At 70.9% G+C, this 19,615-nt stretch carries 37 protein-coding genes; 20 read left to right on the top strand and 17 right to left on the bottom strand.

What is annotated here, in order from left to right:
• Positions 1 to 12: 12 nt before the first annotated feature.
• From G6W55_RS13425 to G6W55_RS13415, 3 genes are all read right to left on the bottom strand, one after another.
• Positions 13 to 315, bottom strand: coding sequence for an urease subunit gamma (locus G6W55_RS13425; RefSeq protein ID WP_028808600.1), 303 nt, complete (start codon positions 313 to 315; stop codon positions 13 to 15).
• A 708-nt stretch (positions 316 to 1,023) separates the two neighbouring features.
• A complete protein-coding gene (locus G6W55_RS13420; RefSeq protein WP_175521054.1) occupies positions 1,024 to 1,302 on the bottom strand; it encodes a type II toxin-antitoxin system Phd/YefM family antitoxin in 279 nt (92 codons plus the stop codon).
• A gap of 133 nt (positions 1,303 to 1,435) precedes the next feature.
• Complete coding sequence (locus G6W55_RS13415) at positions 1,436 to 1,675, bottom strand: hypothetical protein (RefSeq protein ID WP_175521053.1); 240 nt, start codon at positions 1,673 to 1,675, stop codon at positions 1,436 to 1,438.
• A gap of 184 nt (positions 1,676 to 1,859) precedes the next feature.
• Here G6W55_RS13415 and G6W55_RS13410 point away from each other — a divergent pair, with 184 nt between their 5' ends.
• From G6W55_RS13410 to G6W55_RS13350, 13 genes are all read left to right on the top strand, one after another.
• Complete coding sequence (locus G6W55_RS13410; protein WP_175521052.1) at positions 1,860 to 2,255, top strand: hypothetical protein; 396 nt, start codon at positions 1,860 to 1,862, stop codon at positions 2,253 to 2,255.
• Positions 2,252 to 2,848 (top strand): hypothetical protein, encoded by a 597-nt coding sequence (locus tag G6W55_RS13405; RefSeq protein ID WP_175521051.1) that lies wholly within the window; start codon positions 2,252 to 2,254, stop codon positions 2,846 to 2,848. Before G6W55_RS13410 ends, G6W55_RS13405 begins: the two co-directional genes overlap by 4 nt.
• Positions 2,845 to 3,027, top strand: a complete 183-nt coding sequence (locus G6W55_RS13400; RefSeq protein WP_175521050.1) for a hypothetical protein — start codon at positions 2,845 to 2,847, stop codon at positions 3,025 to 3,027. Before G6W55_RS13405 ends, G6W55_RS13400 begins: the two co-directional genes overlap by 4 nt.
• The gene (locus G6W55_RS13395; protein WP_175521049.1) at positions 3,024 to 3,254 is read left to right on the top strand and encodes a hypothetical protein; all 231 of its coding nucleotides are present in this window, start codon (positions 3,024 to 3,026) and stop codon (positions 3,252 to 3,254) included. Before G6W55_RS13400 ends, G6W55_RS13395 begins: the two co-directional genes overlap by 4 nt.
• Positions 3,251 to 3,409, top strand: coding sequence for a hypothetical protein (locus G6W55_RS13390; protein WP_175520920.1), 159 nt, complete (start codon positions 3,251 to 3,253; stop codon positions 3,407 to 3,409). Before G6W55_RS13395 ends, G6W55_RS13390 begins: the two co-directional genes overlap by 4 nt.
• Positions 3,406 to 3,747, top strand: a complete 342-nt coding sequence (locus tag G6W55_RS13385; RefSeq protein ID WP_175521048.1) for a hypothetical protein — start codon at positions 3,406 to 3,408, stop codon at positions 3,745 to 3,747. Before G6W55_RS13390 ends, G6W55_RS13385 begins: the two co-directional genes overlap by 4 nt.
• Positions 3,744 to 4,124 carry a DUF6907 domain-containing protein gene (locus G6W55_RS13380; protein WP_175521047.1) on the top strand — a complete coding sequence of 127 codons (381 nt, stop codon included), beginning with the start codon at positions 3,744 to 3,746 and terminating at the stop codon, positions 4,122 to 4,124. The genes G6W55_RS13385 and G6W55_RS13380 overlap by 4 nt, the downstream gene beginning before the upstream one ends.
• Positions 4,121 to 4,312 (top strand): hypothetical protein, encoded by a 192-nt coding sequence (locus G6W55_RS13375; RefSeq protein ID WP_175521046.1) that lies wholly within the window; start codon positions 4,121 to 4,123, stop codon positions 4,310 to 4,312. Before G6W55_RS13380 ends, G6W55_RS13375 begins: the two co-directional genes overlap by 4 nt.
• Positions 4,309 to 5,259: a DUF2637 domain-containing protein gene (locus tag G6W55_RS13370; RefSeq protein WP_309243703.1), complete on the top strand. Its 951-nt coding sequence runs from the start codon at positions 4,309 to 4,311 to the stop codon at positions 5,257 to 5,259. Before G6W55_RS13375 ends, G6W55_RS13370 begins: the two co-directional genes overlap by 4 nt.
• Positions 5,256 to 5,426 carry a hypothetical protein gene (locus G6W55_RS13365; protein WP_175521045.1) on the top strand — a complete coding sequence of 57 codons (171 nt, stop codon included), beginning with the start codon at positions 5,256 to 5,258 and terminating at the stop codon, positions 5,424 to 5,426. Before G6W55_RS13370 ends, G6W55_RS13365 begins: the two co-directional genes overlap by 4 nt.
• Entirely contained in the window at positions 5,423 to 5,731 is a 309-nt protein-coding gene (locus tag G6W55_RS13360) for a hypothetical protein (protein WP_175521044.1), read from the top strand. The genes G6W55_RS13365 and G6W55_RS13360 overlap by 4 nt, the downstream gene beginning before the upstream one ends.
• Before the next feature lie 2 nt (positions 5,732 to 5,733).
• Positions 5,734 to 5,913, top strand: coding sequence for a hypothetical protein (locus G6W55_RS13355; protein WP_175521043.1), 180 nt, complete (start codon positions 5,734 to 5,736; stop codon positions 5,911 to 5,913).
• A gap of 61 nt (positions 5,914 to 5,974) precedes the next feature.
• On the top strand, positions 5,975 to 8,083 hold the full coding sequence (locus G6W55_RS13350; RefSeq protein ID WP_175521042.1) for an FtsK/SpoIIIE domain-containing protein: 2,109 nt from the start codon (positions 5,975 to 5,977) through the stop codon (positions 8,081 to 8,083).
• Between the two features lie 263 nt (positions 8,084 to 8,346).
• Here the strand turns inward: G6W55_RS13350 and G6W55_RS13345 are convergent, their stop codons facing one another.
• Positions 8,347 to 8,628 carry a hypothetical protein gene (locus G6W55_RS13345; protein ID WP_175521041.1) on the bottom strand — a complete coding sequence of 94 codons (282 nt, stop codon included), beginning with the start codon at positions 8,626 to 8,628 and terminating at the stop codon, positions 8,347 to 8,349.
• Between the two features lie 228 nt (positions 8,629 to 8,856).
• Between G6W55_RS13345 and G6W55_RS13340 the strand changes: the two genes are divergently transcribed.
• From G6W55_RS13340 to G6W55_RS13320, 5 genes are all read left to right on the top strand, one after another.
• Positions 8,857 to 9,060 carry a hypothetical protein gene (locus G6W55_RS13340; RefSeq protein ID WP_175521040.1) on the top strand — a complete coding sequence of 68 codons (204 nt, stop codon included), beginning with the start codon at positions 8,857 to 8,859 and terminating at the stop codon, positions 9,058 to 9,060.
• A 2-nt stretch (positions 9,061 to 9,062) separates the two neighbouring features.
• Positions 9,063 to 9,596 carry a DUF6879 family protein gene (locus tag G6W55_RS13335; RefSeq protein ID WP_175521039.1) on the top strand — a complete coding sequence of 178 codons (534 nt, stop codon included), beginning with the start codon at positions 9,063 to 9,065 and terminating at the stop codon, positions 9,594 to 9,596.
• Entirely contained in the window at positions 9,593 to 10,435 is an 843-nt protein-coding gene (locus G6W55_RS13330) for a helix-turn-helix transcriptional regulator (protein WP_175521038.1), read from the top strand. Before G6W55_RS13335 ends, G6W55_RS13330 begins: the two co-directional genes overlap by 4 nt.
• 98 nt (positions 10,436 to 10,533) lie before the next feature.
• On the top strand, positions 10,534 to 10,986 hold the full coding sequence (locus G6W55_RS13325; protein ID WP_254876230.1) for a hypothetical protein: 453 nt from the start codon (positions 10,534 to 10,536) through the stop codon (positions 10,984 to 10,986).
• The gene (locus G6W55_RS13320) at positions 10,983 to 11,393 is read left to right on the top strand and encodes a hypothetical protein (protein WP_175521036.1); all 411 of its coding nucleotides are present in this window, start codon (positions 10,983 to 10,985) and stop codon (positions 11,391 to 11,393) included. Before G6W55_RS13325 ends, G6W55_RS13320 begins: the two co-directional genes overlap by 4 nt.
• Positions 11,394 to 11,519: 126 nt before the next feature.
• On the opposite strand, the gene G6W55_RS13315 is transcribed toward G6W55_RS13320, so the two are convergent.
• Positions 11,520 to 11,753 carry a helix-turn-helix transcriptional regulator gene (locus G6W55_RS13315; protein WP_175521035.1) on the bottom strand — a complete coding sequence of 78 codons (234 nt, stop codon included), beginning with the start codon at positions 11,751 to 11,753 and terminating at the stop codon, positions 11,520 to 11,522.
• A gap of 303 nt (positions 11,754 to 12,056) precedes the next feature.
• Here G6W55_RS13315 and G6W55_RS13310 point away from each other — a divergent pair, with 303 nt between their 5' ends.
• Together G6W55_RS13310 and G6W55_RS13305 are read left to right on the top strand one after the other, a co-directional pair.
• Positions 12,057 to 12,368: a helix-turn-helix transcriptional regulator gene (locus G6W55_RS13310; protein WP_175521034.1), complete on the top strand. Its 312-nt coding sequence runs from the start codon at positions 12,057 to 12,059 to the stop codon at positions 12,366 to 12,368.
• 153 nt (positions 12,369 to 12,521) lie between these two features.
• Positions 12,522 to 12,782: a hypothetical protein gene (locus G6W55_RS13305; RefSeq protein ID WP_175521033.1), complete on the top strand. Its 261-nt coding sequence runs from the start codon at positions 12,522 to 12,524 to the stop codon at positions 12,780 to 12,782.
• A 97-nt stretch (positions 12,783 to 12,879) separates the two neighbouring features.
• Here G6W55_RS13305 and G6W55_RS13300 read toward each other — a convergent pair whose 3' ends face one another.
• From G6W55_RS13300 to G6W55_RS13245, 12 genes are all read right to left on the bottom strand, one after another.
• Entirely contained in the window at positions 12,880 to 13,890 is a 1,011-nt protein-coding gene (locus G6W55_RS13300; RefSeq protein WP_254876229.1) for a site-specific integrase, read from the bottom strand.
• Between the two features lie 113 nt (positions 13,891 to 14,003).
• Complete coding sequence (locus tag G6W55_RS13295; protein WP_175521031.1) at positions 14,004 to 14,312, bottom strand: hypothetical protein; 309 nt, start codon at positions 14,310 to 14,312, stop codon at positions 14,004 to 14,006.
• A gap of 137 nt (positions 14,313 to 14,449) precedes the next feature.
• Positions 14,450 to 14,698, bottom strand: coding sequence for a hypothetical protein (locus G6W55_RS13290; RefSeq protein WP_175521030.1), 249 nt, complete (start codon positions 14,696 to 14,698; stop codon positions 14,450 to 14,452).
• An 11-nt stretch (positions 14,699 to 14,709) separates the two neighbouring features.
• Positions 14,710 to 15,231, bottom strand: coding sequence for a hypothetical protein (locus tag G6W55_RS13285; protein ID WP_175521029.1), 522 nt, complete (start codon positions 15,229 to 15,231; stop codon positions 14,710 to 14,712).
• A 17-nt stretch (positions 15,232 to 15,248) separates the two neighbouring features.
• Positions 15,249 to 15,461: a hypothetical protein gene (locus tag G6W55_RS13280; protein ID WP_175521028.1), complete on the bottom strand. Its 213-nt coding sequence runs from the start codon at positions 15,459 to 15,461 to the stop codon at positions 15,249 to 15,251.
• Complete coding sequence (locus tag G6W55_RS13275) at positions 15,458 to 15,835, bottom strand: hypothetical protein (RefSeq protein ID WP_175521027.1); 378 nt, start codon at positions 15,833 to 15,835, stop codon at positions 15,458 to 15,460. Before G6W55_RS13275 ends, G6W55_RS13280 begins: the two co-directional genes overlap by 4 nt.
• Complete coding sequence (locus G6W55_RS13270) at positions 15,832 to 16,152, bottom strand: hypothetical protein (protein ID WP_175521026.1); 321 nt, start codon at positions 16,150 to 16,152, stop codon at positions 15,832 to 15,834. Before G6W55_RS13270 ends, G6W55_RS13275 begins: the two co-directional genes overlap by 4 nt.
• A 197-nt stretch (positions 16,153 to 16,349) precedes the next feature.
• Positions 16,350 to 16,730 (bottom strand): hypothetical protein, encoded by a 381-nt coding sequence (locus G6W55_RS13265; RefSeq protein WP_175521025.1) that lies wholly within the window; start codon positions 16,728 to 16,730, stop codon positions 16,350 to 16,352.
• Positions 16,731 to 16,798: 68 nt separating this feature from the next.
• Positions 16,799 to 17,299: a hypothetical protein gene (locus G6W55_RS13260; RefSeq protein ID WP_175521024.1), complete on the bottom strand. Its 501-nt coding sequence runs from the start codon at positions 17,297 to 17,299 to the stop codon at positions 16,799 to 16,801.
• 314 nt (positions 17,300 to 17,613) lie between these two features.
• Positions 17,614 to 18,879: an AAA family ATPase gene (locus tag G6W55_RS13255; protein WP_175521023.1), complete on the bottom strand. Its 1,266-nt coding sequence runs from the start codon at positions 18,877 to 18,879 to the stop codon at positions 17,614 to 17,616.
• Positions 18,876 to 19,292 (bottom strand): hypothetical protein, encoded by a 417-nt coding sequence (locus G6W55_RS13250; protein WP_175521022.1) that lies wholly within the window; start codon positions 19,290 to 19,292, stop codon positions 18,876 to 18,878. The genes G6W55_RS13255 and G6W55_RS13250 overlap by 4 nt, the downstream gene beginning before the upstream one ends.
• Positions 19,289 to 19,522, bottom strand: a complete 234-nt coding sequence (locus G6W55_RS13245) for a hypothetical protein (protein WP_175521021.1) — start codon at positions 19,520 to 19,522, stop codon at positions 19,289 to 19,291. The genes G6W55_RS13250 and G6W55_RS13245 overlap by 4 nt, the downstream gene beginning before the upstream one ends.
• Between the last annotated feature and the right edge of the window lie 93 nt (positions 19,523 to 19,615).

Raw genomic sequence — 19,615 nt, 5'->3', positions numbered from 1 at the left:
CGGCCTCCCGGGTCAGACGATCGGGTCGTGGACGGTGACGAGTTTCGTCCCGTCGGGGAAGGTCGCCTCGACCTGGACGTCGTGGATCATCTCGGGGATGCCCTCCATGACGTCGTCACGGGTGAGCAGCTTGCGCCCGGACGACATCAGCTCGGCGACGGTACGGCCGTCCCGGGCGCCCTCCAGGATGTGCGAGGTGATGAGCGCGACGGCCTCGGGGTGGTTGAGCCGCAGCCCGCGCGCCCGGCGCTTCTCGGCGACGTCGGCCGCGACATGGATCAGCAGCCTCTCCTGCTCGTGCGGGGTCAGTTGCACGTCCCACCTCACATCCTCGCTCCGGACCGTGCGGGGCCCGGCGACCGCGGCCACGAGGAAAACCCCTGGTGGCGTGGATGGGCAGGCTAGTTGGACCGCATTTCGAGCACGTAAACCCCTCCGATCTCCCCGACTCCCCCGGCCCGGCACCCCCCGACGACACCGACGACCGGGCCCATCCGGCCCGGAACCGAGCCGGACAGCCGGCCCCCGGCAATTGCGCCGCCCGCCAGGATCCTCACCCCCATGGCGGACCGTATACGGCGCTGTGACGGCCACCGGACGGGACGCGAGCCACCGACAGCCCGACGGCTCCGCCGAGCTGGGACAGGTGCTCCTGCGGGGCGGCGCAGGGGGCGCGGCGCAGTGGGGCGCCCGACGGGTTCGGACGCCACGGCTCCGGCGAGCGGGGCGCCTGGTTCAGCAAGGCGCAGCGAGCCGCCAGGACGGCTTGCCGCCTGTCGACGGCACTGACCGCCTACGGGGTGTCAGCGGCGGTGACGGGGCCACCAGAGCCGCTCGTCGCGAACACGCCGTGACGGCGGCCGGGGGGGGGCGATCCCACGAGGCCGATGCTCGCGGACCGCGGAGACCACCTCGCGAAGGGCGGAGACGGCCTGATCACCCGCGCCTCGCCGAGCGCGTCCGGCCGCCGCGGATCGGCCGAGCCCCCGCCGACGGGGCCGACGCTCCTGCGGGGAGGCGCGCTTACGACGGGTTCGCGCGGTGGTGTTCGGCCGTGAGGCCGAAGCGGTGGTGGTCGCGGGATGCGGAGGCGACCTCGTGGGCGGCGGAGACTGCGGTGACCGCTCGCTCCTCCACGGGCGTGTCCAGCGCGTCGAGGCGTTCCAGGTCGGCCGCGGAGACCAGGGCGATCAGGGGCTTGCCGTGGCGGGTGACGACCACTCGTTCGCCGGCGTACACCACGCGGTTGATCAGGTCGGCGAGTTCAGCCCTGGCTTGTGTCACCGGAATCTCGTAGGCCATGAGCCCAGCTTACGGAACGTCCATGACGTCCATCAGGTCCATGGCGCACAGAGAAAGCCCAGTTCAGTGACGGTTCGGCCGTCGTCCCACACGCAGTCCGTGAGAAATGTGTGAGACGACGGCGTCCTGCCCGTCACGACTCGCCAGCCGTCTCCGCGTTCCCGGCAAGCACGATGCGGCGCACCTGCTGGCGCGTGTAGCCCGTTGCCTCGCAGATGTCCTTCTGAGCGAGCCCGTCGACGTCCGCCTGCCTGATGGCAGCGGCCAGCTCCTGTCGAAGGATCTCGGTTCGCTGCTCGGCTTCCCTGAACCGGCCGGCGATGTGCTCCAGTGATCGCTTATCCATGGCACACAGTGTTCCATCCACAGTCATGGAACCTGATGTTACGCAGACTCGTCGCATTGTCCAGCGTCAGAGTGCTTGACGACGGAACACGATGTTCCCTAGAGTGGCGGTGTCGGCAGGGAAACCAACCGACAACGCAAGCGGCCCTCGTCGGTGTTGGAGCACCGAACGAGGGCCTGACGGAATCACCTGATCGCAACAGGAGTCCGCTGTGACGAATGCTCTCACCCGCCGCGAGCACCGCGCATCGCGCCGTGCCCTTCGCGCCACCCTCCGCCGCCGGACGGCCGGAACCCGCCTCGCCGCCTCGTGCCGGCGCCGCCCCCGCTCCCTCGCGACCGTCGCCATCGCGGCCGGCGTCGCCAAGACCACCGCCGCCGGGATCGCCAACGGCCTCCGCACGGTCGCGAAGCGCCTCAGCCTCGCCCCCGCCCAGACCGCCCGGACCCGCCGCACCGTCGCCGGTGGCCGCGCCCACCAGACCCGCACGGTCACCCACTGGACCCTCGCCCAGGTCGCCCGCCTCGCCGCCGCCTACAAGCCGCGCAAGCCTGAATACGTCGCCGCCACCGCGCTGATCGCCGCGTTCGCCGGAGGTGCCGCATGAACACCACCACCGTCATCATGCAGTTCCCCACCCGCCACGGCGCCACCGTGAACGTCACCGCAGGCGGGCACGGAACCAGCCCCTACCGCTGGGAATGCACCACCGGCCACACCGGCAAGCCTGGGTACGCGAGCCTGCCGTTCGCCCGTGACGACGCCAAGGCACACGCCGAGACCTGCCAGGCCGACCCCCAACTGCCCGCCACCACCGACGAGCCCCGCATCACCGCCCTGGCCGCCGCCCGCTACGTCGCCAACACCACCGCCGCCGAGGCCCGCAAGACGCCGGACCCGGCCGCGACCATGGACGACATCTGCACCGCCTGGCCCGAGGTCGCCCCCCAGGTGCTGCGGGTCACGAAGTCGACGCCGGAGCAGGCCGAGGTCTTGACGGCCGCCGTCGCGAACTGGCTGCGGGCGCACACGGCCGTCGAGCACGCCCGCGCCGAGGCGGGCGACGGCTACGGCTTCGTCTTCGACCTGCTGGTGGAGGGGCTGGAGAAAGGCGCGGACCCGGACACCATCCGGACCACCGCCCTCGACATGCCCCGCCGGATCCGGAACCTCGCCGCACAGTCCGGGGGTACGCGATGAGCACCGCCCTCGACCTCAACCGCGTCATTCCCGCCACGCCCGCGGCTGTGCACCGCGCGCTGCGGACCGCCATGCCCGACGTGTACACGCCGGAGCTGGCCGACCGGATCGCCGCCGACATCGTGGCCCGCCTCGAACAGCTCCGGCCGTCCGCCGAGCAGTCCGGGGGTGTCCGGTGACCGCCACCCTCAGCACCGCCGCCAACCGGATCATCGCCCAGCTCCGCGCCGGCCAGGCCGCCGGCACCGCGGCCGGGCTCGGCAGCCCCAACTGGGACGCCTTCCACGACCTGCTCGTCGAGCTGATCGCCGAAGCCCCCGACCCGAAGGCCCGCGTCTGCGAGATCGCCGATCTCCTCACCAGCCACCGCGCCCGTCCCGGCCGCCCCGTCGGGGGTGCCCGGTGACGAACCAGCCCGAGACGGCCCGCCTCGTGCGGGCCGTCCCCGGCCGACGCCTTGTCGTCGCCGGGATCATCCGCCGCCACGACGGCCGCACCTTAACGGTGCGCGTCACCGCCGCCGGAGTCACCGGCACCCTCCGCAAGGAGGCCCGGCGATGACCGACACCTGCCCCATCCCCAGCCGCACCGCCATGCGGGACACCGCGGACGTCATCCCCGCCGACCTGCCTCAGCCCGTCCTCGACCTGTTCGCCGCCCTCGCCGAGTCCCTGAACGTGCCCCTGCCGTCCACCGACCCCGACGACGAGCGGGCCTACCAGCGCCTCATGGAGCACCGCGTGACGCACGTGCGGGTCCTCCTCGAATCGGTCCTCAACCACCCGCAGGTCGCGATCAACCGGGACGCGGCGGATGTGCGTGCCTACGCCGAGCAGACGCCGGTCACGTACCGGACGTTCGCCGAGCAGCAGGCCAAGGGGTCGGGTGAGGGTCGATGAGCCGCGAGCCGCGCACCGTCACGCTGGTCACCGAGGACCACGGTCGGATCACCCTCCCGGAACCGTCCTGGTGCGCCGGGCATGCCGGCCACCGGCCGGACAGCGCCCGGATCGACGTCATGCACGTCGGGTCGGCCGTCGACCTCACCTTCCTCGGCATCGAGGTGTTCACCGCCGAACTCGTCGCCTCGCCCTACGCGAGCACCACCACCCCGCGTCTCGGTGGCCGTACCCCCGGCGTCTCCGTCCACCCCCTGGGCATGACGCTCGACCCAGCAGACCTCTACAGCCTGGCCGGGGCCCTGGACAGCTACGCCGATCGGCTCCGCGCACTCGCCGACCAGCTCACCGCGATCCTCACGGAGGAGCACCGGTGAGCGAACTCGTACGCCGCCCGACCGAGCTGGCCGCCATCCGCGCGGCCAGCCGGTCGCCCCGGCCGACCCCTCCCGTTCCGGCGATCGTCGCCGACCTGATCACCGCCCATCGCATCGGCGACCGGCGCGGCGTGAACCTGTGCGCCCACCTCGTCGCCCGCGCCTCCCTGAAGGAAGTGGGAGAGTGAAGACCAACCCGACCCGAGCCCTGGCGATCGCCGCCGGCCTGGTCATCGTCGCGCTCACCGCAGCCGCGTTCTGGCTCTCGTACGCGCACCTCGCCGAGGTCGCCCTCGCCCACGGCATGCACGGCAAGGAAGTCCGCGCCTGGGCGTGGCCGGCCACCCTCGACCTGTTCATCGTCGCGGGCGAGCTGCTCATGCTCCGCGCCGCGGTCGGCGGCCGAGGAGTCGACTGGTGGGCCGTGGGCCTCACCGTCGCCGGATCCGGCGGGTCGATCGCGTTGAACGTGGCCGGGGTCGGCTCGCACGCCGAGCCCCTCGACTACGTGGTGGCCGCGGTCCCGCCCACGGCCGCGCTCCTCGCCTTCGGTGCGCTTATGCGGCAGATCCACCAGGCCCTCGCCGAGCGGGATGAGACTGCCAGGTTGGCAGTCTCATCCGCTCCCACCGGCATGGCCACCGAGGTGACGGTGGAACGCATCGACGACGATCAGCCGATCGCCGAGCTGGAGCCGCGTCCGCTGCCTGAGGTGGTTCCAGTCGGCGTCCGCGTGCTGCCGCTCGTCGCCCGTCCCGACACCGCCGACGTGACCAGCGGGCACCCCCTGCTACGGCACCAGTGGGACAAGACCGGCGAGCGGCAGGCGCTCACCGAGGTGGTCATCCCGTCCGTGCCCGCGCTGGAGTCGGGGACGTTCTGGAGCGCCACGAAGAGTTCGGACCTGAGCAGCAAGCTGACCGCTGCGGTACCCGCCGTGCAGCCCAGGCAGGTGGTAACCCAGGTCGTCACGCTCACGCCGTCCGAGCTGCGGCGAAAGGCCCGCAGTCTCAACCGGCAGGCGGTCACCTCGACGAGCCGGCCGGTGACCATCAAGGCGCTGCAGGACGAACTCGGCCTCTCGCGCCGTGAGGCGACCGAGCTGCGCCGGGAGATCGTGGAGGCCCGGTCATGAAGTCACTCGCCTCAGGCGCCGTGCTGGCCCTGCTCTGGCTGCTCCTCGGGCTGCCGCTCGCCGCCCCGGCCGCGGTCGTCTCCGCGGTCGTCCAGCCGGTCACCGTCGCGTTCACCGCCGGTCTGCTCGCCCGCCCCCACCTGACCGGCCGGAGGTGGACGCGATGACCGAGCCCAACCCCCTCGCCAAGGCCGAGGCCGCCGCGCTGGAGGCCGCGCAGAACACGGACATCGTCCGCATCGTCGCCGCCGTCCTCGCCGCCCAACAAGCACAGCAACAGACCATCGCCCCCGCGCCCGTGCCGGCCCGGCCGTTCGACGCCCGGAAGTGGCTGACGATCGGCGGCCTCGGGATCGCGGGCGGCCTCGTCGCCTCCCTGTTCGCCGTCGCCGTCGCGATCGGCGCCGTGTCGGTGGCGATCCTCGCCCTCGTCCTGCGCTCCCTGTGGCGCGACTTCCAGAAGGGGAAGTGACCATGCCCAAGGACGACATCACCTGGGACGACCTGAACGGTGCGGAGAAGCGGGCGATCCTGCGCGCGGACGCCCGCGGTGCCTGGCAGATCTTCCGCGGCGCGAGCAGCGCCCCCGGCGCCGACCGGCGCGTCGAGGCCGTCTACGAGCAGGCCCGCAAGCGCATCAACGGCGGCAAGTAGTCCCTGCCCCGGGGCGGCCGCCCCGGGCCCATCACCCCGTCAGGGAGACAGGACCCCCAGCATGTCGAACAACGTCGTCCCGCTCCACAAGGACGCCCCGCCTGCCGTCCGCGACGTCGAGGACACCCTCACCGAGACGATCGTCGACGTCGTCCAGGACGCGGCTCCCCGGCCCGTCGACCCGCCCGAGCCGAAGGCCCCCGACGGCACGTGGCTCGCGGAGCGGCAGGCGTATCTCGCCGAAGCCCCGCCGGTCGTCCCGACGTTCCTGCGCGACACCACCGAGTTCGCCGACGCCGCCCGCTGGACGCTCTCCTACGGCTGGCACGTGATGGCGTTCCACACCGTGCGGGCGCCCGTGTACCTGGTCCGGCTGCTGGCGCGCTCCCCGCGCGGCGCGGGCCGGCTGATCGTGCGGTGGGTGCGGTGGGTCGCCGACACCGAGGCGCGTCCCGTCGAGGCCAAGGCGGCCGCGGGCGCGGACGTCGAGGCGTGGCTCGCCCTGTCGCGGGAGCACTCCCGCCGGGTACGGCCGCGCCGTGTCGCCTCCCTCGCCGTCGCCACCGCCACCGGCATCACCACCCTCGTCAGCGGCTTCCTGGTCCCCGGCTGGACTGCGGCCGTTGCCGTCACCGGGGCCGCGCTGGTCGGCCTGGCCGGGAAGAAGCGCGACGGGAAGCCGCTGGTCACCCGCTACGTCGCCACCAACGTGCTGCGCCGCCTCGACTCCACCGAGGTGTTCGACGCGCTCGCCGCGATCGGCATCGAGGGCAAGAAGGGCAGGCGGGGGGTGGAGTTCGCCGCGGAGGTGATGCGGGACGGGCCCGGCTGGCGTGCCGAGGTCGACCTGCCCCCGGGCGTCGAGGCCACCGCGGTCCTGGAGAAGCGCGCCGCCCTGGCCGCCGCGATGCGACGGCCCATCTCCACCGTGTGGCCGGAGGCCGACCGCACCGCCCACCCTGGCCGACTGGTGCTGTGGGTGGCGCAGCGGGACCCGGCGAAGGCGGGCCGGAAGCTGTGGCCGCTCATGCGCGAGGGCCAGGCGGACGTGTACGAGCCGCTGCCGTATGGCTTCGACCCGCGCGGCAACCTCGTCACCATCACCCTGATGTACTCCAACCTGCTGGTAGGAGGCATCCCCGGCTCGGGCAAGACGTCCTGCGCGCTCGCCATCGTCCTGGGTGTCGCCCTCGACCCGACGGCCGAACTGTGGATCTACGAGCTCAAGGGGTCGGGTGACCTCGACTCGGTCAAGCCGATCTGCCACCGGTACGTGTCCGGTGACGAGGACGAAGACCTCGAGGCCGGCCTCGCCGGGATGCGGGCCGGGATCGCGGAGTACCAGCGGCGCGCCAAGTTCATCAAGGAGCTGCCCGCCAGCGAGGTCCCCGACGGCCGGCGCGTCACCCGCTCCCTCGCGGAGAAGTACCCCGAGCAGCAGCTCGGGCCCCGGGTCATCGTCATCGACGAGGTGCAGGAACTCTTCACCCACCCCGACTACAAGGAGGAGGCGGCCGCGCTTGCGACGCGGCTGATCAAGAAGGGCCGCGCGTACGGGATCATCCTCATCCTGCTCACGCAGAACCCGGACGCCCCCTCGCTGCCGTCGTCCGTCTCCTCCAGTGTCGGCACCCGGCTGTGCCTCGCAGTGATGGACTGGCGGGCGAACAATAATGTGCTCGGCACAGGGGCCTACGACCGCGGGCTGCGCGCCACCGACATCAGCATCGACGAACAGGGCACCGGCATCCTCGCCCGCGGCCGCGAAGGAACCACCGTGCGCGCCGCGTTCATCAAGCAAACCGAAGCCGAGGACATCGCCAAGCGTGCCCTCGCCCTGCGCACCGCGGCCGGCACCCTCTCCGGACAGTCGGTCGGCGCCGTTGTCGAGGAACAGGACGTCGAGACGATCGTCGACCACCTCCGCGCCATCTGGCCCGACGGAGTCGAGTCGGTGCACTCCCACCGGATCGTCGAGGCCCTCGCCGCCTACCGGGCCGACCTGTACCGGCCCTGGACCGAGATGGACGCGGCCGCCGCATCGACCGCGCTGTCCGCCGCGCTGAAGCCCTTCAAGATCTCCACCCGGCAGCTCACCATCCGGGAGTGCTGCGGCGGTGCGAAGGGCGTCCGCTACGCCGATCTCCCGGCCGCCGAGGACGGCGAGTAGGGCCCGCTGAGCCGGTTTCGGGTGGGGGTGGTGGTTTCACCTTGATCCGAAACCGGTTTCGCCCCTGATATCGGGGGTGAGCTGGGAAGTTTCGGGTTTCGGCCATCTTCCCGGCGCCTCGAAAATGGTCCCTGCGGAGGGTCTGCGGGTGTCCGGCGATCCGACACCGGGGCCCGTCTGCCAGCCCCTCCCGTTAGCGTGTGCAGCCCTGCCCCCTGCATGGTCACCACGACCACGTAGGGGGCGGTTGCATGCTCACACACCTACTCGGGCACCTCTCCGTTCCCCGGCACGTAGTCGGCCTGCCGTAGACGAGCAGCGACCTCTTCGAGAGCCTGGATGAACCCCTGCGCGTGCTCAGTGGTGCCGTACTCGGGTTGATCACCGACTGCCTTCGCCCATCGGGTAAGGACCACCGCGACGTCCAGGTGATTGCGATAGAGATCCCCGAACTCCCCGTCTCGCGCGGCTTGGACTCGGTCCTCTTGCCAGTCCATGTCACTGGTATCAAAGTCCCATCGCTCTTCGTCCGAGAATCCGGTCATCGCCAGCTCCTTCCGCCACGACGGTGCGTCCAAGGGCATCGGACTTTCAGGATCATCCGCGATGTCCAGGACCGCACCTGGACGGGCTACCGGGAGCTTGCTGGTGCCCGTCGACTTGCGTGCAACCGCCCTCGGGCGGCTCCTCGTACGCAATCTGCCGCAATCCTCAGGCAGCCCCGCGCCAACCCGCGCATGCTGTACCTCCAACCACCGTGGATGGAGGGCGACATGACGCTCAAGTTCATCGGCACCACATCCGAGCACGGCAACTGCCCCACCCTGTACGAGGTCGAGGAGACCGGCGACATCGTCGTCCAAGGCGACCGGCTGACCGACCCCGAGCACCTCGCCCAACTGCGTGACGTCGGCGAGCACGAGACGTTCGTCGTCATCCCGCGCGAGCTGCTCACCCGCTTCGCCCCCAAGGAGTGACCGTGCCGCTGATCCCCTTCGAGGAGATCACCCACCTGTTCGCGGAGTTCGAGCACACCGCGTTCCGGCTGGAGACCCGCCGCGGCTACGCCTCCGACCGCGAGGGGGCACGCTTCCAGGCGTTCATGCGTGGCGTCCTCCCCGCCCCGGAGCCCGAGCACCCCTGGAACGTCAACGTGCGCGCGAAGGCCGGGCGGGGTGCCCGCTTCTCCCGGGTGCGCATCATCGACGAACCGCCCACCGACGGACAGCGGTTCCTGATGGCGACTGCGGCCGGGAACGTGGCCGCCGGAGAGGACATCCGCGTCCTGCCCCGCTCCGAGGCCGTGCGGCTGGACCTGCCGGACTACGACCTGTGGCTGTTCGACTCCCACACCCTGGTCCGCATGCACATCGACGACACCGACACCACCACCGGTGTCGAGCTGGTCGACGACCCCACCAAGGTGCTCGCCGCCTGCCGGGCACGGGACGCTGCCTGGCGCGTCGCTGTCCCTACTGCTGAGGTGTGGGCGCAGGTACGTTCGTCCGTGTGAGCACGGACTTTCAGAGCGCCAGGGTCGCCCTTGGTGCGCGGCTACGAGAGCTGCGCACCGAGGCCGGCCTCAACGGCAAGGACATGGCCGAACGACTCGGCTGGCAGCGCTCGAAGGTCTCCCGGCTGGAGACCGGCAAGCAGACCGCGACAGCCGCCGACCTCGACGCGTGGGCGCACGCGGCCGGCACACCCGCCGAGGCCGCCGACCTCCACAGCCGCCTGCGCGGGTTGGAGACCCACCAGCGCTCTTGGCGCCGTCAACTCGCCTCCGGCCACCGGGCCGTGCAGGACCGGTACGTCGCCGAGTACCGCCAGACCGCCACCGTCCGCGGGTACGAGGCCACCGTGATCCCGGGCCTGTTCCAGACCCCGGACTACGCCCGTCATCTGCTGGTCCACAACACCGAACTCATGCAGTCACCGCGCGACACCGAGGCGGCCGTCAACGCCCGCATGCAGCGCCAGGAAGTTCTGTACCAGCCGGGCAAGGCCTTCAACGTTCTCATCTGGGAGGGCGCGCTCCACGCCATGGTGTGCCCCATCGAGGCGATGGCCGGACAGCTTGACCGGCTCGTCGGGCTGATCGGTATGAGCACCGTGCACCTCGGCATCGTCCCGTTCGGGGTGCAGTTGAAGCTCACCCCCAAGCACGGGTTCTGGATTTTCGACGGGGAGCGGGTCGTCGTCGAGACCATCAACACCGAGTTCACCCTCGAATCCGCCGAGGACGTCGCCCTGTACGGGCGGGTGTGGGACCGCCTCGACGAGAGTGCCGTCACCGGGCCGCAGGCTCACCGGCTCATCGCCCGCGCGCGGGCAGCTCTCGACCTCGCGTGAGCAATCCGCACCAACCCCTGTAGCAGGTTCGCAATCCGGCGCAATCGGCGCGCGGCCGCGCAACCGGTCTTCCTACGGTGCTGGTCATGCCCCCTCGGATGCGATTCGCCGAACTCTACGAGGCCGGGGACCAGTGGCTTGCCGACTGCTCACCCCGCCCCGATCTCGTCCGCACAGTGTGGGACGTCGAAGCCCTCGCCCCCATCGCCTGCGGCCCGCACTGGCTCGCCGCCGAGACCCACCTCGTCACCGGCATGCAGATGCTGAACCGCATCGGCGAGGAGCGTCGGGGCCCGGTCCTCGCCGACCCGTCCCTTGACCGCGCCTGGTGGCTCGTCCCGCCGGCCGCCGCCGAGGAACTGGCCGACGTCCGCTCCGTCCTCGTGCACCGGACCGGCCACGTCCTGCACTGCCCGCCGACGGGCTGGCACGCGTGCGGACGGTTCTGGCTGTCGCGCCCGGACGGTACGGGCCTGCTCACCGATCCGACCGTGCTCACCGCCGCGCTCCGCCTGGGCGGGTACCGACTCCCCACGGAGGCCACCCCGTGACAACAACCCACCTCGAGGCCCCTGCACCCTCCGACGACGACGCCGAACTCACCGCCCTCGGCGATCAACTCGTCCGCAACTCGAAGCGGCCCCGCGACCGCATCGCAGCGCAGGCCCTGGCCGACGAGCGGACCATCCTCGCCCTGCCCGCCTTCCAACGGGCCCTCGTCGTCGAGCACGAGGGCCGCCCGGTCGCCCAGTGGGAGCGGCTCATGGGGCAGCAATATGCGCTGCCTCTGGACGGCGAGCAGCGCTCGTTCCTGGGGCTCGTGCTCAGCATGCTGTCCATCGGGGCAACGCCGCTCGCCGCTGTCACCGACCTGAGTGCGGACCGGCTACGGATCATCACGCAGGCGATCCTCCGGATGGCAGGCGACGACAGCATCGCGATCGGTACCCGCCTCTGAGCCGGCGGCCGTCTCTGTACCCCCGTCGGGGACGGCCGCCTCTATCTCCCGCCCGCCCCGCACCCCAGGCGTCACGGGGGCGGGCGGGATCCTGGCCCCGGTCGGAGCACGTCCCGGCCGGGGCCCTCACATCTGCGGTTGCCCTGGCGTCGCTGCGCGGTCGTCGGCGAGGAGCACGTCGAGCCGGATCCCGAGGGCGTCGGCCACCGCGTCCGCGTAGCTGATGGATGGCTGGGTACGGCCCCGTTCCCAGCGGCACACGGTGGACTCCGACCGGCCGACCCGCTCGCCGAGTTCGGCGGCGCTCAGGCCGGCGAGGAGTCGTTGGTCGCGAAGGCGGGGGCCAGAGAACTGGCGCACGGTGGCTCCCTGGGCGCGGCAATGGTGGCGGCAGACCCGTGGGCACGGGCCCGAGCGGGCCCGCTCACATGCTTGGCGTCGCGCGTCTTGCGCCGGCCTCGCGGCTCCCCACCGGGCCGCTCCTTCACCACGCCCTGCTCCGCTGCCTCATGTCCTGTTGGCATCCCGCCTGGCGGCCATCCCGGCCGTGAACTCCGGCTGCGGTTGTGCTCGGTCGTCCTACTGGCAGGATACGCCAGCGGACCTACGATTCGAAGGGGGAGATGACCTTGAACCTTTGAATCGTCTCTTCGGAAGGTGGCAATGGATGTTCGGGAAAGGCGGACACCCCCGCCGGAGTTCGGCCCCATGCTGCGGGCCGCACGCGAGCGCACCGGCCTCGGCGTGCGGGAGACCGCGCGGCAGGCCGGACTGTCGGCCGGCTACCTGACCAACCTGGAGCACGGCAGCCGCAGCCCTTCGCGGTCGGTGGCGCAGAGCCTGGCCGACACTCTCGGCATGGACGAGGGCGAGCGGGCCAGGGTGCTTGCCGTGGCGGTGTCCGATGCGGGCCGCGATCATCCGTTGCGCCAGTCCTTCAAGCCCCGCCGGGCGGGCGCCTGTCGTGGGTCATGAGGCTCGCCGTCGACCGTGAGGGTCTTGGGAAACACCGCGAAGCGGACCGTCTCATTCGGGTGAGTTCCGGGGGATTCCGGGAGTCGTGACCGGTGCCGTGAGTACCGTCCCCGGCATTCGCGCAGGGTGCGCATGTGACTAGGGGGACGAACCATGGGCGTGCGGCTGTCGGGCGGGATCGGCCCGTTACGGGTGTCGGTACCGGTGTTCGGAGCGGCCGGCGGGTTCTTCCAGCTCTGCCTGTACTCGATCAAGCTGTTGGGTTGGGCGTTGTGGTGGGAACTCGTCCTCTGCTGGTGGCTGCTGCTCGGCTGTTACTGGCTGCTGCGCCTCGTCTACTGGGACGGGCCCCGCTGGGTGTGGAGCTGGTGGCAGCGACGCCGGTCAGCACCCGTTGTCAGTGCCGGCTCGTAGCCTGACTGCATCACCGTTCACCGCTGTCGCTGGCTGCGCACGCTGAACACACGGATGCCCCACCCCCGAGCAGCGTCGGCGGGTGGGGTATCGCTCGTCAGAGGCCTGTTCCGGCGACGGGGTTGTCCTCCCACCGGTCGGAGTCCTCCATGTACCCGAGCAGCGCGCGGGAGCCGTCCGCCCACCCTCCGTGCCGGCCGATCCGGACGAGGTCGTGCCCGGCCTTCCTGGCGGCGGTGGCGAACCCGCGGCGCAGAGAGTGACCGGACCACTGGCCATCGAGGCCCGCGGCGTCGGCGGTTCGCTCGACGACCTGGGCGGCGGCCTGAGCCGTGAGACGCCCGGACGTGTCCCCGATCGGTACGCCGCGGCGGTACATGGGGGGAGCGATACGGCCATGCCGGTCGACGCGCACGAACAGCGGGCCATCGGTGCGCCCCACCCCCGCCATGGCTTCCCGTAGGGCACGGACGGCCCGCACCGGGCAGGTAGCCGGGTTGCTGCCGAACGGGACGGCGGTGTCGCTGAATGACTTGATCTTCTTGCGGTACACCGACGCCTCGATGCCGTTCTCGCCCTCGGGGACGTCGGCCAGGTCGAGGGCGACGAGCTCGGAGACGCGGGCGGCCGACGCGAATCCGAGGAGCAGCAGGGCGGCGTCGCGCTTGCCGATGAGCGTGTCCCGGTCGAGCACGGCGAGCATCGCGCGCAGCGCCGAGGCCACGGCCGGCTGCGCCTTGCGGGCCTTGGCGGCGGGATCCTTGGCGCGGGCGAGCCGGTCGCGGTAGCCGCGCAGGACGATCCGGGCGCCCTTAGTCGACGGGGGCACGAGGTTCGCCGTAGTGTGCGCGGTTCGGATCGCGGCGACGGCCCGCTCGATGGAGCTGGGCGAGTACGGCCGGCCGGTCTTCGGGCGCGGGGTGGTCGTCAGCGCGGTGACGTACTCGACGATGCACTCGGGTGTGGCGGGCAGCGGCAGGTGTCCGGTCGAGGCGCACCAGTCGGTGAACGTCGCCCAGTCGGTGGAGTAGGCGCGGCGGGTGGAGTCGGCGGTGCCGGCGGCGAGCGCGTCACGGGCGGCACCGGAGAGCGGCTGACTCGCGTTCAACGCGCCTACGGGAAGGGCTTCGTCCGGGATCGCAACCTCGTAACTCTGGCTCATGAGAAGGAACATTATCGTGAGTCAGGGTGCTGAGGTGGCGATCCTCCGCCTTCGGTCGATCAGTCGACGGATGGAAGCACGTGACGGCGCACCCAAAGCTGCCAGTCTCCGTCGCTGCGCTTCTGCCAGCCATCCGGCTCTGGACCGTGCTCTTCGAACCGCTCGATGCGTTGAAGCGCCCACTCGGCGAAGCCAGCTCGGAACTCTGAAGCGAGGCCTGGGCGAATCACCAGCCGCACAGCAAGCCCTTCATCCCGCTGACTCAGCAGTGCGCAGCCGTCGATGTCCGGCTCGTCTTCGCGGCCGAAGTCCACCTCCTCGATCTCCAAACCACCGGCGATAAGTCGTTTCTCAGCGTCTGAGGTCATGGGCGAACGCTACGGCGGCACGTTGCGTGGCGCAGCAGATATGAAGGTGCCCGACCACTGTGAAGGCGACCGGGCACAATTCGGCGGGCGGTGAATTCAGGCGACGGACGGCCTGTCCTCGCCCCTGGGGTGGTGGGCTACGCGGCGTCAGGGCCGCTGTCGTGGCCGAGCCTGGCGAGCAGCTTGCGTTCCCACTCCTTCCGTGGCGCCGGCTTGCCCGCACGGGCCTCCCTCAGCGCCTGAACGCCCACGGAGCGGCCCGTGGCCCGGGCGGCCGCGATACGCGCCCACAGGGGCTGTTCCGGGCCCGTAGCGGCCGGTTCCGGCTCGGGGCCGTTCGTGATCCGTGCGGCCATCAGGCGCGCCCAGCGAGATGCGTTGGCCATAGCGGCCCCCTTCAGTCGAGGTCTTCGGGGACGAACGAGCGGGCGTCGTTCAGGTACGAGCGGGCCATCGCGAGCTTGTGCCGGACCGGCGCCTCGTTCGCCCGCCGGGTGTCGGTGCGGACCACCGGCTTCCCCGGGGTCACGGAGTGGAACAGGGCAGCGGCCTGCCCGGCCTCGGCCAGGCCATCGGCGGCCTGCTGGAGGGCCGTGTTGACGCGGTCGATGGCCTGGTTGAACGCGGCCTGCGCCGAGTCGCGGATCGCCGTACTGCTGGCCGCGTTGAGAGCGGCGAACTCCTGCATGGCCTGCCCGGCCGCCTGCCGCGCCGTCTCGGCCTTCGCGTTCGCCGCGTGCCATGCCTCGCCGCGGACGCCAGCCAGTTCCTTCTCCGCCTCGGCAGCGGCTGCGTGGGCATGGGCGAGCGTCTCGAGGGACCGGCGGACGTCCGCGGGCAGGTGGCTGGGGGCGAGGTTGACGTTCAGGGGCGGGCTGCCCGGGCGAATGATGCCGACGTTCAGGGTGGTCGCGGCCATGTGGTTCTCCTCGGTGTTCAGGCGCCGGATGCGGCGCAGGATTGGTTGTCGGGGTTGACGGGTGGGGCCAGGTCGAGGCCGAGTTGGGCGAGCCGGGCGAGCTTGGCCGCGTGCCGGGCAGCGAGCCCCGCGCGGCGGGCTTCGGCGAGTTCGGCACGGCGCTTCTTCTCCTGCGCCGCCCGCCACTTGGCGGCGGCGATCCTCTCGGCGATGACGTCGTCGACGTTCATGACTCCGCCTCCCGCACCGCCCGCAGCCCGGCAGCGATCGCCCGCGCGGTGAGCCGCTCCCTCTGTCGCGCCGACGTCCCAGCCGGGACACTCACGCGCACCCGGAAGGTGCCGCCCGCCACCACCTTCGGAGCAGGCGGCGACAGCCGCTCCTTCGCCGCCTGGAGTCGCTCCACGATCGCCCGGCCGTCCTGCGGACGCTCCTGGTACAGGGCTTTCACTGCGGCGAGTTCGGCGGCGAACGTCGGCTGACGCTTCCACGCCGCGACGGTTCCCGCCGTCACACCCGCGGCCTCAGCGGCTTCCCGGTTGGACTTGCCGCCGGCGAGCCACAGAAGGGCGTCGACCTTGCGGTTTGCGGGGGTTGTGGTCACAGGTTTCCTCCTCGGTGGAGCGGTCCTCCGGGGCCGTCGAGAGTGGGCAGGTAGGGGCGGCCGCGGGGGCAGGCGCGGGTTCCGCGTTGGGGTGGGATCGGTCCGGGCGGGCGGCCGTACCGCTCGGGGAGGGTGAGGTCGAGCGCGAACCAGAATCTCCGCCAGGCGGTCGTGGGGCTCAAGCCGAGGGCGGCACCGGCTTCGCGGAAGGTGCGGCCTTCGCCGAGGACGAGTTGGACGACGTCGAGCCCCTGCGTGACTTTGATGCCGAGGTCGAGGCGGAGGTGGGGGTACGGTCCGCCGCGCCGCTTGATCACTTTCGTTTCACCTTCTCCGGGGGGTTGGTGGTCGGGTGTTGTCCATGGGGTCGGCCGGTGTGGTTCCGGTGGATGGGGTTCGGTGGGGGTGGGGGCTGAAGGGGTTGTCCATGGGTCCGCGAATTCCGAGGGCTTCCATGGGTCGTTGCATGGGGTCATGGCCCGGCCGCCGCGTGGACGGCCGGGCGGGGTGGGTGTCAGCGGTTGTCGTCACGCAGTCGGACCGCTGCGGCTTCCAGTTCGGCTGCTGTCGCCGAGAGGGCCGTGTCGCGTTCGGCGTCGGTGAGCGGTCGGCCGTTGCTGTGGGTCCACTGGTCCGGGCTGCCGTGGGCGTCGAGGCCGGCGAGCAGGGTGACGACCTCGGGGCGGACGGATTCGTTGGCGTCGATCGTGTTGGCCATGGTGGTGAGGGCGGTTGCGATACGGCGGGCCTCGGACGGGGTGAGGAGGTGTGCGGTGTTGGTGTCGATGCCGAACTCGCTGGTCGTGATCACGAGCTGGATGCCGGTGCCGTCGTCGTGGGCTCGGGTTTCGGCGATCTCGAAGGTGTCGCCGTTGTCGGTCTGGATGCGGGCCATGGGTTGCTCCTCGTGGTGTGCTGGGGGTGGCCGGCCCGAGTCCCGCGGGCCGGCCGTTTGCGTGCGGGTCAGTGGTTGTGGCACTCCGGCTTGTCGCCCTTGGTGGTGGCGGCCGGTCGACGGATCGTTTTCACCCCGATCGGCTGCTCCGGGTCCGTGGCGTTCTTCAGCCGGTCCAGCACCCATCGGATGCTGCGGTCGTCCTCAGCGGCTGGCAGGCTCTCGATCCGCTCCAGCTCCGCCTTCAGTGCTTCCAACTCGTTGAAGCCGCCGCCGTGGAGGCAGTACTCGCAGCTACACGTGTGCTCCGCGTACTCGGCTGCCGACTGGGTGAGTTCTTCCAGGCCGCGGGCCTTCGGGTCCCACCCCTTGGCAATCCACTGGGCGGACTCTTGCTCTCGGGTGACCTGCGCCCGGACTTCCGCGGCGACCCTCTCCACTTCGTTGAGGAAGACGGAGATGGCGTCGGGGTGGGTCTTCAGGTAGCCGCGGATCCGGGTGTCGGCGTAGTCCGAGGCGATCGCGTTGCAGGCTGTGAGGAAGCGGCCCATCAGGTAGTCGATGCTCATGCTGAGATTCCCTTCGTGGAGTTGGCCGGCCGCCGGGTAACGGCCGGAAGTCTGGGGTCAGGGTTCGGGGTGGGGTGCCGGTCGCCCTGTACGTAAAGGGGAATGAGTGACATACATGGCAAACATGGGGATGACCTGCGGTTTTGAGGTGACATTTATGGGTGACACGCGGTGACTCGAATGGCATGAATGGGCGTCCATGCGTGTCACCATGTGTGCCATGTGTGTCACCTGACCCGTATGGCATCGCCGCAGGTCACGGCCATGTCTGTCATTCGTGCCATGTGTGCCATGGGGGTTATTGGGGCGGGCGTTCACGACTCGCCTCCGTCCTCGGCGACAGCCTCCGGCAGGCTCCACGTGGAGCGCCGTTCCTTGCCGAATCCGGACTGATGCATCGACACCCCGAGCTTCCGGCGAGCGCGCTGGAGACTGGACTCGCTGATGCCGTCCTTCTTGGCCGCGGTCTTCACGTCGGCGGCGAGGTCGGAGCCTCCCTGATCCGTGAGGTAGGCGCGCAGCCATACGACGGTTTCGTTGGTCTCACCGCGGTTGGTGTCGGGCGCGGACTCCTCGCGCATGACCTCACGCACGCTGGTCGTCGCTTCACCGCCGAGGACGAACCGGGAGACGTAGGACGGGCCCTCGTCGGTGCTGATGGTGATGGGCTGAATCGCGTACTCATACGACGGGAGCCCGAGCCGGCCGAGGTTGTTCTTCTCCAGCGACATGACAAACCGGTCCGGCTCATCCTGCTCGCCCTCTTCTTTGGCGAACGCGATCAGGCTGCGGATCAACTGGCCGAACGCACCGGATCCGGCGACGCGAGCGAGCGGGTCGGCCGCGCCGGACTTGGTGAAGTGGGCCAGCCCGAGGATCGTGAACCGATGCCGGTCGGCCGCCTCTACGAGGGGCTCCAGCGCCTGCCGGACCTCGGCGGCCCGGTAGTCGTTGACCCCCTTGTCGAGGTACGACAGCAGCGGATCCATGACCAGGAGAGCCACGCTGTACCGCTCGGCTTCCTTCGCCAACAGAGACGTGTCGATCGGTAGCGTGAGCCGCGCGTAGGGCCGTTCGTCGTCTCGTACCGAGACGTGGAACACCATGTCCATGTTCGCGCCGGCGGCCAGGAGCCGGGGGGCGATCGTGAAGGCCCAGGAGTCCTCGGCGGCGGCGTAAATGACCGGGCGCGGCTTCCCGTACAGCTCTCCGGGGAGTTCGCCGAGGGTGATCCGGGCGGTCATCCACACGGCGAACTGCGACTTCCCGAGCCCCGGCCCGCCGGCCGCGATGGCGAGGGAGTGCTGGGGAATCCATGCGCGACTGGTCGGTGCCTCACCCTCGGGGGTGTTGTCCCAGAGCCAGCGCACGGGCCGGACCCTGATGCCGGAGGCCGGCCGCAGCAGCAGGGACCGCGGCTGTCCCTCGCCCTCCGGGTGTGCCGGGTGGTCTTCCACAGGTGTGGGTACAGCGCGCGGCTGGCACTGCACGTGCTGACACGGCAGGGACTGGCCGTGCTGCTCACACACGCCGGGCTCGGCCCCCATCAGGTTCGCGGCCAGGGCGAAAGTATCGGTCACGCGGCCGCCTCCCCGTGGAAGCGGTCGGTCTGCTTGCCGTCGACGAGGTGCCGGTACCAGCCGGGCCGGCCCGGGACGCGGACGGGCGGCCAGCCGGGCGCGGCCTGTACCGGAATCGCGGGTCGCGATCGTGCCATGGCGTCCAGCTCGGCGAGGGTGCGCCTTCTGGCCAGGGAAGTGTGATTGCGCGTGGCGTCGCGGAGCCAGTCCATCAGCTCTTGCTCGTCTCCGTACTTGCGCCACATCTCGGCGGCCGTGATCATCGCGGCGGCCTTGCGCGGGTCGTTGTTGGGCAGTCGTCGCCACTCAGGGCCGCCGTAACGCGGCGGGTCGCCATGGCCGTCGAGGAGTTCACTGACCCTGGCTGACGCCCAGAGGCTTACGGGGTCTTCGGCGTAGGAGACCTGCGTCATCGCTTCGCCCCCCGCACGTTGATGACCGTGTCTGCGGTCATCTGGACCTCGGTAGAGATGCGGCGGGCGGTGGTGCGTACAAGGTGGTCCGTGGGCTGCTCGTCGAGAATCTGCCGCAAGGCTTCACGGAGTTGCTGCCATGGCGCGCGGGCTGCGGCGAGGGCGGCACTGGGGCTTTCGATACCCACGGGGGTGCCGTCGGCGGCGGCCTTCGGCTGGTAGATCGTCACGTGCGTGGTCCTGTCGCGAACAGCGGAGCCGGCCAGTGCGGGTTGGGTTGGGGATGTGGGGCGGCTTCGCAATGACGGATACGGAGTGCGGGT

The organism is Streptomyces sp. CAI-85 (genome assembly GCF_013363615.1).
Classification (GTDB): Bacteria; Actinomycetota; Actinomycetes; order Streptomycetales; family Streptomycetaceae; genus Streptomyces; species Streptomyces antibioticus_B.
This window is presented reverse-complemented; position numbering and strand designations above follow the sequence as displayed.

Excerpts from the sequence above, each read along its gene's own strand:
- G6W55_RS13420 (WP_175521054.1), bottom strand. The coding sequence starts at position 1,302 with ATGGCCTACGAGATTCCGGTGACACAAGCCAGGGCTGAACTCGCCGAC.
- G6W55_RS13415 (WP_175521053.1), bottom strand. The coding sequence starts at position 1,675 with ATGACTGTGGATGGAACACTGTGTGCCATGGATAAGCGATCACTGGAG.
- G6W55_RS13405 (WP_175521051.1), top strand. The coding sequence starts at position 2,252 with ATGAACACCACCACCGTCATCATGCAGTTCCCCACCCGCCACGGCGCC.
- G6W55_RS13400 (WP_175521050.1), top strand. The coding sequence starts at position 2,845 with ATGAGCACCGCCCTCGACCTCAACCGCGTCATTCCCGCCACGCCCGCG.
- G6W55_RS13385 (WP_175521048.1), top strand. The coding sequence starts at position 3,406 with ATGACCGACACCTGCCCCATCCCCAGCCGCACCGCCATGCGGGACACC.
- G6W55_RS13380 (WP_175521047.1), top strand. The coding sequence starts at position 3,744 with ATGAGCCGCGAGCCGCGCACCGTCACGCTGGTCACCGAGGACCACGGT.
- G6W55_RS13365 (WP_175521045.1), top strand. The coding sequence starts at position 5,256 with ATGAAGTCACTCGCCTCAGGCGCCGTGCTGGCCCTGCTCTGGCTGCTC.
- G6W55_RS13360 (WP_175521044.1), top strand. The coding sequence starts at position 5,423 with ATGACCGAGCCCAACCCCCTCGCCAAGGCCGAGGCCGCCGCGCTGGAG.
- G6W55_RS13355 (WP_175521043.1), top strand. The coding sequence starts at position 5,734 with ATGCCCAAGGACGACATCACCTGGGACGACCTGAACGGTGCGGAGAAG.
- G6W55_RS13350 (WP_175521042.1), top strand. The coding sequence starts at position 5,975 with ATGTCGAACAACGTCGTCCCGCTCCACAAGGACGCCCCGCCTGCCGTC.
- G6W55_RS13345 (WP_175521041.1), bottom strand. The coding sequence starts at position 8,628 with ATGACCGGATTCTCGGACGAAGAGCGATGGGACTTTGATACCAGTGAC.
- G6W55_RS13340 (WP_175521040.1), top strand. The coding sequence starts at position 8,857 with ATGACGCTCAAGTTCATCGGCACCACATCCGAGCACGGCAACTGCCCC.
- G6W55_RS13325 (WP_254876230.1), top strand. The coding sequence starts at position 10,534 with ATGCGATTCGCCGAACTCTACGAGGCCGGGGACCAGTGGCTTGCCGAC.
- G6W55_RS13310 (WP_175521034.1), top strand. The coding sequence starts at position 12,057 with ATGGATGTTCGGGAAAGGCGGACACCCCCGCCGGAGTTCGGCCCCATG.
- G6W55_RS13305 (WP_175521033.1), top strand. The coding sequence starts at position 12,522 with ATGGGCGTGCGGCTGTCGGGCGGGATCGGCCCGTTACGGGTGTCGGTA.
- G6W55_RS13295 (WP_175521031.1), bottom strand. The coding sequence starts at position 14,312 with ATGACCTCAGACGCTGAGAAACGACTTATCGCCGGTGGTTTGGAGATC.
- G6W55_RS13290 (WP_175521030.1), bottom strand. The coding sequence starts at position 14,698 with ATGGCCAACGCATCTCGCTGGGCGCGCCTGATGGCCGCACGGATCACG.
- G6W55_RS13285 (WP_175521029.1), bottom strand. The coding sequence starts at position 15,231 with ATGGCCGCGACCACCCTGAACGTCGGCATCATTCGCCCGGGCAGCCCG.
- G6W55_RS13280 (WP_175521028.1), bottom strand. The coding sequence starts at position 15,461 with ATGAACGTCGACGACGTCATCGCCGAGAGGATCGCCGCCGCCAAGTGG.
- G6W55_RS13265 (WP_175521025.1), bottom strand. The coding sequence starts at position 16,730 with ATGGCCCGCATCCAGACCGACAACGGCGACACCTTCGAGATCGCCGAA.
- G6W55_RS13260 (WP_175521024.1), bottom strand. The coding sequence starts at position 17,299 with ATGAGCATCGACTACCTGATGGGCCGCTTCCTCACAGCCTGCAACGCG.
- G6W55_RS13250 (WP_175521022.1), bottom strand. The coding sequence starts at position 19,292 with ATGACGCAGGTCTCCTACGCCGAAGACCCCGTAAGCCTCTGGGCGTCA.